Raw genomic sequence first — 12,240 nt, 5'->3', positions numbered from 1 at the left:
ATGCACCTATGTTGGCGTTTCATTGCGCAACAGTTGTCAGAGGATGCGCATGTTATCGTATGTCAGTGCAGACTTCATCCGCTTGACATCAAATAACCTCATTTTTCTGCTGCCATTAAGATAAAAAGCAGTGCTATTTATGTGACAACATCGGGTTTCCCATTATGAATACTGAAATTGAGCTGAAATTTATTGTGTCACCGGCGATTGAAGCCCCGTTGTTACAGTTAGTAAAAAAACACGCCGTCAGCAAACACCATCAACAACAACTGACCAACACCTATTATGATACGCCCACACAACTTTTGCGTAGTGCCAAAATGGGATTACGTGTACGCACCGCAGATAATGTTCATACTCAGACGTTAAAAACAGAGGGTCGAGTCGTTGCAGGGTTGCATCAGCGGCCAGAGTTTAATGTAGCTATTATGCAAGATGTGCCCGATTTAACACTGTTTGATGTCGGCATTTGGCCAGCGAAGTGGGATGTCAGTGCCGTGAATGCACAATTACAACCGCTATTTAATACTGATTTTTTGCGTCAGCAATGGCTTATTTATTGCGAAGATCTCGATGAAAATGGCAAGCCGTGCAATCAATTTTCGGAGATAGAGCTGGCATTTGATCAAGGTTGGGTAATTGCAGGCGAGCATCGAGAAGCCATTTGTGAAATAGAACTTGAGCTTGTGAGCGGTCAGCCACGTGCGCTGTTTCAACTGGCGACTGAGTTATGTCAGTTGGGGGGATTACGCCAAGGCAGTGAGAGTAAGGCAGCACGTGGCTACCGTTTAGCACAGCAAGTCGCTTTATCATACACGGGTACTTTAGCACGACATACTGCAGATATAGCCGCACCGTTATCACTGATGGCGATATCGCGCAAAGCAAATTTAGAGCACGCATTTGCGCAGGCATTAGAGCAAGCATTGGCACATTGGCAGACCAATGAGGCACGGTTTCACACTGCATTATGTTCAACAACGGGCATTGAGCCCGCTTATCATGCCCCATTAGCATGGTCTGCATTGCAAGAGGTGCGCTGTGCGGTTGATTTTATCCGCCACTGGTTTACGTTGTTTGGGCGGCACATTCCCCGCAAAGCTACGGCGACTTTACGGCATGAGTTATTGTGGCTTGATGAACAACTGGGCGTTATTGAGGCATTGAGCCCATTAGCTGTATGGCTACAACAACCAGATCTTGCTCTGCATATTAATGCGCCAGCCCTATTTGATGCGGTTGAAAAGGCATTACACCCATTATCAGTGACACACTATCAGGCACTGCTCTTCAGCCCGCGCTACGCCCAATTAGTGCTGATGTTTAATCAATGGTTAATTGAGCAACGCTGGCAAGGTTTTATTGATACAAAAAGCCGGCAGGATTTGGCTGCGCCAATTAAACGATTTGCTGATATTCAATTGGCACGTCAGTGGTCTGAGGTAAAAAGTGTTTTGGTTGGCGCAAAGCCATTGGCGCGACAAAACTATTTAGATCAAATACCACGGGTACAGCGTTATGCTCAAACCGAGCGGGCATTAGGGGGGCTGTATGTCGCCGAGCCGTGTTTATCGTTTCGTCAGGCGTGGCAACGGGTATGGGCATTGCAGCAAACGTTACAACAGCATGATGCAGTACGCCGTTTTGTCCAGCAGTACATTGACAATGTGCTGATTGCAAACAAGACAGAAGAGGTGGAACAGAAAACATCAGATTTGCAAAGCAATACTGCGACTGCGCAGATGACATGCTGTGTTTCGTTATTAAATAGCTTAAATGCCGAAGAGACGTATCTTGTTGAGCAGTTAGAACAGGCGCGACGTCATCTTTTAGCCCAAGATACGTATTGGTTTTAAGTCAATATATTCGTTTTGAGTGAAATAGCAGTACTTCGGGTCTGCTATTTCATTACAAGATACGTTGAAATACGCAATCAAGAAAAGAGATAAATAATAAGCCGACCATGACAAGAAAATACAGACGTTATAAGCCTAAAAGCTGGGCTGATAAACGTTCACATTGTGTTTTTTTACCGCGTAACATGTTGATTTTTTTTCTAGCTGGATAATGGGTGTGTAGGAAAAGAGATGTTATGTTGAGTTTTGAGCGGTGCCGGCAATTTTTCTACCTCAGTTTAATGAGAAGTATGTGTTTTATTTGCGAGGCCGTTCGTCTTTATTCCCCCAAATTATTTTCTTGGCGGTGATTTTTGTGACATGAGTCGCTTATTTTTGTCGATGAAATTATGTATTGCTGCTGTTTGCCGATAGAGCTGTAGATAAAAATTTTCCGCTACAACTAGGGATAGGCAGACACAGGGATTGGCATGAGTACAATACGGTTTAATTTTGTAGAACGCTGGTTGGTTAATATTCGGTTATTACCCAAGATTGTACTGTTGATGGTAGGCAGTACCGTATTATTAACAGGAAAACAATTATTTGATGCTCACTTACTGCAGCAAAATTTACTGCTCTCCGCGCAGCAAAATACACAGCAACAAGCCAATACAGTGGCCACTTTACTGAATAGTTTATATACCACTGGGCAACTGTCTACGCTTTCTGGTCTGTTACAACAAGAGAAAAAAAGCGTTTATGTGTTGACGCCTGAAGGGCAATTATTGGGAAACCCCCGTTTTCATGATCGCGATAGTTGGCAAAAGAGTGTTGGAGGGGTGCTATCAGGCTGGGTGCACGAGGGTAATCAGCAAACATATTTACTCAATCATCATGGCTGGGTGATTGGCGTAGAGCTTGACCGACAATTTGCCGATCAGGCGTATCAAGATTTTCTGCTAAGAATCGTGTGGCAGACGTTAGCCATGATAGTATTATTTATTGGTTTGTTGGTCAGTGTTGTGCGAGTGATGCATAAACAGATTAACTACTTAACTACAAATATTAACGCTATTGCGAATAAAGATCTGACATTGCCCATCGTAATGCCGTGCCGTGATGAGTTTGGGGATATGGCTCAGGTATTAGAGCGGACCCGATTAAACTTGCATAATATTGTGGCGATTCAAACCTCAACGGCACAGGAGTTAACGGCAATTGCTGAAGTGATGTCGATAGCCATGAGTGAAACGGGTGAGGCGACTAAAGAGGAGTTTGCGGAGATAGATCAGTTAGCCTCTGCCATGAGCGAGATGAGCTCTACGGTGCAAAATGTCGCACAAAATACAGAGTTGGCTTCAAAAACTACAACGATCAGCGCCGAACAAGCCAAGCAAGGGGCCCAATTTGTTGGGCGTACTACGGAGGTAATCTGCCAATTGTCAGCGGATATTCGTGAGTCAGCCCACGCGGTAAATCAGGTTGAAGAGCGGGTGGGTTCAATTGGTTCGGTTGTTTCAACGATTCGGAGTATCTCTGAACAAACGAATTTGCTGGCATTAAATGCCGCCATTGAAGCGGCACGCGCAGGGGAGCAAGGGCGTGGATTTGCGGTGGTCGCAGATGAAGTCCGACAACTTGCACAACGTACCCAAACTGCAACGGTTGAGATTCAAGAGATGATCTCGCAATTGCAAAGTAGCGCAAGTCAAGCCGTTGAGTTTATGGAACAGAGTGTTACTGAAGCGGCAGAGGGAACGGCACAGATTACACAAGCAGGCAGTGAATTTACAAAAATTGAAGCTAGTGTACTCAGTATTAGTGAAATGAACTTTGAGATAGCGTCATCGGCCCAACAACAAAGCACGGTTGCACAAGAGATGAGTAAAAATCTGAGCAACGTGCGTGAGCTGATTTTAGGTGCTGTTACGGTGATGACGGAGCTGACTGAAACAGCCGATGCGATGCAATCACACGCTGAGAAATTACAAGCGGAGATTGGTGAGTTTCGTTTTAAACATTAAGTTAAGATTGTCTCGCTATTCTCTTCACTGAGCATAAAAAGCCCTGTATTCATAGTGATGAAGCAGGGCTTTTTTGTTAGCTTAGAAGGTATTGTTCTGCTGTTTTTATCGGATTGGATGCCGCCATGACCCAGACTCCTAACACATTAACTACCACCATATTGAGTGATTTTGCGATAGCCATGAGTACGGCCTGTACGCAGTTGCCAGAACCACTTGCACATGCAACACAACCTTTGTTGCAACGTATGGTGCAGCGGTATAGTCAGCCTGATGCTGCGGTACATCTACCAACATTGGCTATGTTATCAGCGCCTGCGTCGATAGATGTGCGTCATTCATTGGTGCAACTGTTAGCGTTGTCTGAATTTGCGGCTGAGACACTGCTATTACAACCTGATGTACTGACCGCGTTGTGTACTGAACTACCGGCTTATGGGCGTGAACAACACTATACGACACAGCTTGAGCAAGCACTGTCTCAGGTGTTTGATGAAGCCAGTTTGATGCGGGTATTGCGTCAATTTCGGCGCGCTGAGTTAACCAAAATTGCATGGCTACAAGTTGCTGTGCGATCAGCATCTGATAACCTATGTTTACCTGAAAAAGACCCTCTTTTGGCCGGTAGCCCACGGTGCTGTCATGCCGAATTACCACAGTTGACTCAACAAACACTGACACAACTGAGTTTACTGGCTGAAGCCTTAATTGTGGGAGCACGTCATTGGCTCTATCAAGCCGCTTGCCGTGAAATGGGTACACCTTGCAATGCACAGGGTGAGCCACAACCTCTTTTGATTTTAGGAATGGGAAAACTCGGTGGTGGTGAGTTGAACTTCTCATCTGATATCGATCTGATCTTCGCTTATCCTGAAAACGGAGAGACACAAGGTGGTCGGCGCTCAGTGGCTAATGCGCAGTTTTTTACCCGTTTAGGGCAACGTTTAATCAAAGTATTAGATCATCCTACTGCGGATGGTTTTGTGTATCGGGTAGATATGCGATTACGCCCGTTTGGTGATAGTGGCCCGTTAGTAATGAGCTATGCGGCATTAGAGGATTATTATCAAGAGCAAGGGCGTGATTGGGAACGCTACGCGATGATCAAAGCGCGGCTGTTGGGGGAAGATGGTAGCCAATATGCGCAGACATTGAAGCAGATGTTACGGCCATTTGTATTTCGTCGTTACATTGATTTTAGTGTGATCCAATCGCTACGAAATATGAAAGGCATGATTGCGCGTGAAGTTCGGCGGCGTGGGTTAGTTGATAACATTAAACTTGGCGCAGGCGGTATCCGTGAAATTGAATTTATTGCACAAGCCTTTCAACTCATTCGTGGTGGTCGTGAACCCGCATTACAAGGGCGTTCACTGCTGCCAACGTTATATGCTTGTGGTGAAATGGGGCTATTGACACCTGCTGATGTGCAGCAGTTACACAGTGCTTATCTGTATTTACGGCGGTTAGAGAATGTATTGCAGGCCATCCGTGATGAACAAACTCAAACCTTGCCAATGCAAGATTCACCAACGCACACCCTAGATCGTGCGCGTTTAGCATGGGCAATGCAGCACGATAATTGGTCGATACTGACACAAACACTCAACCAACATACTGACGCAGTGCGGAAAATTTTTACTCAGCTTATTGGCGAAGATGATGAACATTCGGTAGCAGAAGCAGATGTTCATCATCAGGATAAAAAAGATCATGTAAAAGTCAAAAGCGAAGCACACTGTTACCTTGAATTATGGTTGGGCCATTTGAGTGATTCTGAAACCACAACATTATTGTGTGCAGCAGGCGTTGCTATTGATCAGCAAGAGACAGTGCGGCGTACTATCACTGATTTTCGCCACGAAATGGATAAGCGAACGCTTGGCCCACGCGGGCGAGAAGTGCTTAATCGCCTCATGCCGTGTTTGTTAGATGCGGTACTAACACATACACAGCCTACAGAACTGTTAGCACGTATTATTCATCTGATGAGTAAAATTGCGACCCGCACAACGTACCTTGAACTGTTGCTTGAGCATCGTTCGGCATTAACGCACCTGATTACCCTTTGTGCGGCATCACCGCTGGTGGCTGCGCAATTAGCACACTACCCTATTTTGCTTGATGAGCTGTTAGACCCACATACGCTCTACCAACCGCTCTCTTTACAGCACTACCCTGATGAGCTACGCCAATATTTACTGCGCGTTCCCGAAGAGGATGAAGAGCAACAAATGGAAGCGTTGCGCCAGTTTAAACAGGCACAACTGTTGCGGATTGCTGCGGCCGATATTGTAGGGGCATTGCCAGTGATGAAAGTCAGCGATCATCTCACTTCGTTGGCAGAAGCGATGATTGAAGCGGTTGTGCAACAGGCATGGGGTCATGTTTGTGCCCGTTTTGGTGAGCCTGAACATTTGCACGAACGTGGAGGCCGCGGCTTTGCTGTTGTCGGTTACGGTAAACTGGGTGGGTGGGAGCTTGGTTATGGATCGGATCTGGATTTGGTTTTTTTGATTGATTGCCCAGCAGATGTAATCACACAAGGCCCTCGGAAAATTGATGGTCGCCAGTTTTATCTGCGTTTAGTGCAGCGGATTATGCACTTGTTTGGTACACGAACTGGCTCCGGTATTTTGTACGAGATCGATACCCGTTTACGCCCATCGGGTGCAGCAGGGTTATTAGTTAGCCCTTTGCATGCGTTTCACGCCTATCAGCAGCAAGAGGCTTGGACCTGGGAGCATCAGGCACTCACCCGTGCCCGCGTCGTGTATGGTGATCCGATATTACGCGCCGGATTTACGCAAGTTAGGCAAAATATCTTATGCCAACCTCGTCATGAGTCAGCACTCCGACACGATGTGCTAACCATGCGGCATAAAATGCAAGATCACCTCGCTAACCGTGATCCCGCGTGGTTTGATTTAAAAGCTGATCCGGGGGGGATTACCGATATTGAGTTTATTGCGCAATATCTGGTGCTTCGCTTTGCTGCCGAGCAGCCAGCCGTGACACTCTGGTCTGATAATGTACGAATTTTTGAGCAGTTAGCCCGTTACGGTCTGATGCCGACACAAGAAGCACATGCGCTAACACAGTGTTATTGCCGGTTACGGGATGAGAACCACCGTTTAGCTCTGTTACAGCAAACTGGAAAAGTCAAAATGACGGAATTTATTGCCGAACGAGAGCAAGTATTAGCCAGTTGGCAAACATGGCTTGCAGAACCTACAACATAGTTGTTGTCATAAAATAGTGATAATGGCCATGTAATAATGATCATATAACGACAGGAGTATCACAGAAGGGCCTGATTATAGGCCCTTGTTTTTACAGCGTTATTACTGACATTACCAAACAGGTAACAAGAGTAAGATACGGTGAACACGTATTGTGAATTTTGGCGAATAGAACATTATCAATACAGTGAAGGTTCGCCATCAGGCCGCGTTTTAAATCGGCGATGCAACCACATGTACTGGCCTGGTGCGCGTAAAATCTCTTGTTCCACAATTTTATTCATAAAGGTTGCTGCTGCTACCTCATCTTCCATTGGGAAACCTTGCGCAGGTGGCTGAACAATTAAATGATAGCCACTGCTATCTTGATTACGAATGGGTGCAAACGCGATAATCAGCGGGTTTGCTGCCTGCATTAAAATGCCAGTACCTGTCGTTGTTGCTGCTTTTTCTACGGCAAATAGCGGGGCAAAAACACTGCGGCGTGGGCCGTAATCATGGTCAGGGGCATACCACATCAGCTCACCTTGGCGCAGAGCTCGAATCATACCTTTAAGATCTTTACGATCTATCATAAATTTATTCGAACGTAGCCGACCCCATGTTTGCAACCAGTCAAGCAGCGCATTGTCATTCGCGCGATAGACACCAACACCGGGCGTATCAATACCTAAAATCCGGCCACCGAGTTCGAGAGTTAGGAAGTGAACACCAATCAGCAATATACCGCGTTTTTGGGCTTGTGCAGCATAAATATGCTCTACACCCTCAACATGAAAAATACGCTTGATTCTCCAGTCTGGCCAAAACCATGCCATACCGGTTTCCATAATGGCCATTCCGGTTGATGCAAAATTTTCGTGTAAAATTCGCTGGCGAGCTTCATCACTCATATCTGGAAAGCAGAGTGCTAAATTACGCTCTGCGACTTTTACTCGACGTTTTCCAACACGCATATACAGACGGCCAAGACCAAACCCGATTTTTCGGATCACTGAATAGGGGAGCAGGGTTACGAGAAACAAAGTACTGATCCCCAACCACGTAAACCAATAACGTGGATGAAAAAAGGCAGAGCGAAATTGAGATTTAACCATGATGCACTTCATAATAAATAACGTGGACTTAGTTAGTTTACCTTCATATGCTGTACCTTGCATGTCTGTTATTTTCCCTTGTGATACACTCAGGCATAATCTAATTATTTTTGCTGTCTGTGGAGCAAAGCATGAATGTGATGTTGCCTGATTACTCTCGCGCCGGTGTATTGGTTGTAGGGGATATCATGTTAGATCGCTACTGGACTGGCCCAACTAACCGAATCTCACCAGAAGCCCCTGTTCCTATCGTAAAAGTTGAGAATATTGAAGAGCGACCAGGCGGTGCAGCTAACGTAGCTATGAATATAGCGTCTCTTGGTGCACGTTCACATTTAGTCGGCTTAACAGGGATAGATGATGCTGCAATGGCTCTATCGCATGCACTCAGTGCTGTAGAGGTTGAGTGCGATTTTGTGGCAGTGCCTACTCATCCGACTATCACTAAATTACGTATTTTATCGCGTAATCAACAACTGCTACGTTTAGATTTCGAAGAGGGTTTTGAGAATATTGACCCTCAACCTCTGTTTGATCGTATTGCTGCAGCCTTACCTCATATCGGTGCACTTGTTTTATCGGATTATGCAAAAGGGGCACTAAATGCCGTACAACCGATGATTCAACTGGCACGTGCTGCGGGTGTTCCTGTGCTGATTGACCCTAAAGGCAGTGATTTTGAACGCTACCGTGGTGCAACCTTACTGACACCAAATTTATCAGAATTTGAGGCTGTAGCAGGCCGTTGTAAATCAGAGCAAGATATTGTTGAACGCGGTATGGTGTTACTGCGCCGCTTTGAATTAGATGCATTACTGGTTACGCGTTCAGAAAACGGGATGACATTACTGCGTGAAGGGCATGCCCCATTGCATTTACCAACCCAAGCTCAAGAGGTGTTTGATGTCACCGGTGCAGGCGATACCGTGATAGGTACGCTCGCAGCCAGCCTTGCTGCCGGTAAGTCATTGGCTGAAGCCTGCTTTTTGGCTAATGCAGCCGCGGGTGTTGTTGTCGGCAAACTGGGCACGTCAACGTTATCGACCCTTGAACTGGAAAATGCTATCCGTGGCCGTACTGATAGCGGTTTTGGTGTGATGACCGAGGCAACACTAAAAACAGTAATGACACAGGCACGTCGTCGTGGCGAGCGGGTGGTAATGACGAATGGCTGCTTTGATATTTTACATGCAGGCCATGTTTCGTATTTGGAAAATGCCCGCAAACTGGGTGATAGACTCATTGTGGCGGTAAATACTGATGCGTCAGTACAACGCTTAAAAGGTGAGAGCCGCCCGGTCAATCCGTTGTCGCAACGTATGGCCGTACTTGCGGGGTTAGGTGCAGTAGACTGGGTTGTACCGTTTGATGAAGAGACGCCACAGCGTTTAATTGCCTCTGTGCTGCCTGATTTATTAGTCAAAGGCGGTGATTATTTGCCAGAGCAAATTGCTGGGGGGGCAGAGGTTATTGCCGCAGGAGGGGAAGTGAAAGTGTTGAATTTTGAAGATGGTTGTTCAACGAGTAATATCATCGCTGCCATTCGGAATGGCCGCGGGTAAGTTGAGCGTATTGTATTCAATGTGTTATTCAATATGCTATACCACATAAGTGGGTTATATCCATATAACATGTTGTAGTATAACGCTGTTGATCTTATCTTTTTTTGATGAGAACACGGTTAATACGCTCTTTTTATACAACATACTTTTATACCCTACGCTTTTGAGCACAAGGATGTGCCATAAATGTCTTTTTTTTCTGTTTTTTTCTTACAAACATCACCCAATTACCACCTGTATTTGCAATGAAAACCACATCTGGATTGAAACCCGAGTTGGGGGTACTGCAGGGGATTGGTTTATTAGCCACATCACTACTGGGTACGGGGGTTTTTGCTGTTCCAGCACTGGCGGTGACACTGGTAGGAACAGGCGTACTCTGGTTATGGCCACTCTTAATCATGCTGGTTTTTCCTATTGCCATTGGCTTTGCCGCACTGGGGCGAGCATATCCACATGCAGGTGGAACGGTACATTTTGTTGAGCTTGCTTTCGGTGCATATCTAGCGCGTGCAACTGGTTGGTTGTTTTTGCTGGTTATTCCGGTAGGTTTACCCGCCGCGTTACAGATTGCAGCGGGGTTTTGGATAGCAGCATTTGGATTTAACCCACAGCAGGCGTTAGGTATTGAACTATTGACACTGCTTGTAGTGCTTGGGTTTGGCATGCGCAGTGCTGGTTCATCGGCAAATATTCAAACACTGATTGCTCTGTTGATTGTGGCTGTGGTGATATTAATCAGTTATTACGGCCAAATTTGGCAAAATCTCACGTTTCCAGCATGGCCCAAATACCAGCCCTTAAGTGCTGGGTTGGCGGTGATGTTTTGGTGCTTTGTTGGGCTTGAAGCTTTTGCGCATTTAGGCTCAGAATTTCGCCAGCCTGCTCGTGATTTTCCTCGAGCCTTGCTAGGCGGATTACTGCTGGCAGGCAGTGTATATTGGGCATGTACACTGGCTATTCTACATTTTCAGGTATATGACCTTACACTTGCGCCTTCTGCCTCTATTCCAACGATTGTCGGAGGATTATTGGGCAAAACAGCACAACAAATAGCGTGTTTGATTGGATATCTTGCCTGCTTTGCCAGTATTAATATCTATCTACAAAGCTTTGCCCGTTTAGTGTGGTCACAAACACGCCAATATACCCCACATCATCGTATTGCCCAGCTTTCGGTTCACCAAGTGCCAAGCCATGCGCTGTTATGGGTTGTTGGAATATGTGCGCTGTGTACCGTCATCATTTATGGGGTAAACCTCTCGTTATCGAGTTTGATCATCTATGCCAATGCCATTTTTGTGTTGATTTATCTGTTAGCGATGCTTTCTGGTGTTGTTTTATTGCGCGGTATGGCCCGAATAATGTCATTAATAGGGGCGTTGTTGTGCAGTATTTTTCTGTTTTGGATTATTGGCATACAGAGCAGCTATGCGCTGTTATTGCTGCTACTCTGTTATGTTATCGCAAAAATATTACCAAGCTACTCAACATAAGCATGGTGTTAGTAGGGTTGAGATTAACGCTTGTATCTGCTCATGGTGTTTATTATCTCGTGCGTAATAAACCCAAATAGGTTGGCTCTCATCTGCATCAGCGAGCTTACGCCAGACCAGTGTATTATCAGGCAATAGTTGCATGGCCGTGGCAGGCAGTACCGAGATCCCCAAATGTGCATTAACAGCAGCCATAATGGCGGTGATCTGGCTTAATGTCGCGGAGATCTTCAAGGGAAGATCGTGCTGGCGCGCTATTTGCAAAAGCGTTGTTTGGGTAATGTGGGGCTCTGGTAATAAAATCAGATTTTGATCTAATAGCTGATTAAAATAGATCTGTGGCTGGTTGGCTAAACTGTGATGTGGTGGCAAAACAACCATTAGTTGATCATCACAAAATGGTTGTTGTTCAATTTGGCTGGCTAATAAAGGAACAGAGTGGCCAATGACCATATCTAATTGATGCTGATTAAGTTTATCGAGCATCGTATCAATAGGCGCTTCAGTGATCGTAATTGATAATTTCGGTTGTTGCAGTGCATAACGCAGTAAATTATTGATCACCGGCTCAACAGATTGAACAACGCCAATATGCAAATGTTGCTGCGTTTCCCCTTTGTAATTATCCACACAGTGATCGAGTGAATCCACTTCCTGTAAAATACGCTTTATATGCAGATAAATATGATCGGCAAACTCCGTAGGCAACATATACGTTTGCCGCCGCTCAAACAGAGGTTGGTTATAGTGCTGTTCTAAGCTCATTATCTGTTGTGATAGCTCAAGTGGCGAAACAAACGCTTTACTGGCTGCCTGTGTCATATTTTGCTCTTGATAGAGCACACTAAAATAGTACAAAAGCGTTAAATCAGTTCGCCGCATTATTTTCCCTTATTGCTTCTTTTCTTACATCACTGCTGGTCTAACAGTTTACATGATTAGCCACCTAGTATCATAACAGAGTGCCGTACTGATATCAGA

7 protein-coding genes are annotated in these 12,240 nt (G+C 45.5%); 5 read left to right on the top strand and 2 right to left on the bottom strand.

All coding sequences use genetic code 11. The annotated features are described in order from the left end of the window. The first annotated feature begins 164 nt into the window (after window positions 1-164). The 3 genes from ACRC53_RS01835 to glnE all read left to right on the top strand — a co-directional run bounded on the left by ACRC53_RS01835 (window position 165) and on the right by glnE (window position 7,104). The gene (locus tag ACRC53_RS01835) at window positions 165-1,856 is read left to right on the top strand and encodes a CYTH and CHAD domain-containing protein (RefSeq protein ID WP_438641868.1); all 1,692 of its coding nucleotides are present in this window, start codon (window positions 165-167) and stop codon (window positions 1,854-1,856) included. Window positions 1,857-2,326: 470 nt separating this feature from the next. Beyond that, window positions 2,327-3,862 (top strand): methyl-accepting chemotaxis protein, encoded by a 1,536-nt coding sequence (locus tag ACRC53_RS01830; RefSeq protein ID WP_438641867.1) that lies wholly within the window; start codon window positions 2,327-2,329, stop codon window positions 3,860-3,862. Between the two features lie 302 nt (window positions 3,863-4,164). Beyond that, on the top strand, window positions 4,165-7,104 hold the full coding sequence (gene glnE / locus ACRC53_RS01825) for a bifunctional [glutamate--ammonia ligase]-adenylyl-L-tyrosine phosphorylase/[glutamate--ammonia-ligase] adenylyltransferase (protein ID WP_438642006.1): 2,940 nt from the start codon (window positions 4,165-4,167) through the stop codon (window positions 7,102-7,104). A 179-nt stretch (window positions 7,105-7,283) separates the two neighbouring features. On the opposite strand, the gene ACRC53_RS01820 is transcribed toward glnE, so the two are convergent. Next, window positions 7,284-8,201, bottom strand: a complete 918-nt coding sequence (locus tag ACRC53_RS01820) for a Kdo(2)-lipid IV(A) acyltransferase (protein ID WP_438641866.1) — start codon at window positions 8,199-8,201, stop codon at window positions 7,284-7,286. A gap of 131 nt (window positions 8,202-8,332) precedes the next feature. Between ACRC53_RS01820 and hldE the strand changes: the two genes are divergently transcribed. Together hldE and yjeH are read left to right on the top strand one after the other, a co-directional pair. After that, window positions 8,333-9,763 carry a bifunctional D-glycero-beta-D-manno-heptose-7-phosphate kinase/D-glycero-beta-D-manno-heptose 1-phosphate adenylyltransferase HldE gene (gene hldE, locus ACRC53_RS01815; protein ID WP_438641865.1) on the top strand — a complete coding sequence of 477 codons (1,431 nt, stop codon included), beginning with the start codon at window positions 8,333-8,335 and terminating at the stop codon, window positions 9,761-9,763. Window positions 9,764-10,008: 245 nt separating this feature from the next. Continuing rightward, window positions 10,009-11,259 carry an L-methionine/branched-chain amino acid transporter gene (gene yjeH, locus ACRC53_RS01810; RefSeq protein ID WP_438641864.1) on the top strand — a complete coding sequence of 417 codons (1,251 nt, stop codon included), beginning with the start codon at window positions 10,009-10,011 and terminating at the stop codon, window positions 11,257-11,259. Here the strand turns inward: yjeH and ACRC53_RS01805 are convergent. Beyond that, window positions 11,251-12,141 (bottom strand): LysR family transcriptional regulator, encoded by an 891-nt coding sequence (locus ACRC53_RS01805; RefSeq protein WP_438641863.1) that lies wholly within the window; start codon window positions 12,139-12,141, stop codon window positions 11,251-11,253. The genes yjeH and ACRC53_RS01805 overlap by 9 nt on opposite strands. Between the last annotated feature and the right edge of the window lie 99 nt (window positions 12,142-12,240).

The sequence above is a fragment of the Plesiomonas sp. genome (assembly GCF_051652165.1).
GTDB lineage: Bacteria > Pseudomonadota > Gammaproteobacteria > Enterobacterales > CAMTGL01 > Plesiomonas.
This window is presented reverse-complemented; position numbering and strand designations above follow the sequence as displayed.

Coding starts and splice junctions, on each gene's coding strand:
- ACRC53_RS01805 (WP_438641863.1), bottom strand. CDS start 12,141: ATGCGGCGAACTGATTTAACGCTTTTGTACTATTTTAGTGTGCTCTAT.
- ACRC53_RS01820 (WP_438641866.1), bottom strand. CDS start 8,201: ATGGTTAAATCTCAATTTCGCTCTGCCTTTTTTCATCCACGTTATTGG.
- glnE (WP_438642006.1), top strand. CDS start 4,165: ATGTTATCAGCGCCTGCGTCGATAGATGTGCGTCATTCATTGGTGCAA.
- ACRC53_RS01835 (WP_438641868.1), top strand. CDS start 165: ATGAATACTGAAATTGAGCTGAAATTTATTGTGTCACCGGCGATTGAA.
- yjeH (WP_438641864.1), top strand. CDS start 10,009: ATGAAAACCACATCTGGATTGAAACCCGAGTTGGGGGTACTGCAGGGG.
- hldE (WP_438641865.1), top strand. CDS start 8,333: ATGAATGTGATGTTGCCTGATTACTCTCGCGCCGGTGTATTGGTTGTA.
- ACRC53_RS01830 (WP_438641867.1), top strand. CDS start 2,327: ATGAGTACAATACGGTTTAATTTTGTAGAACGCTGGTTGGTTAATATT.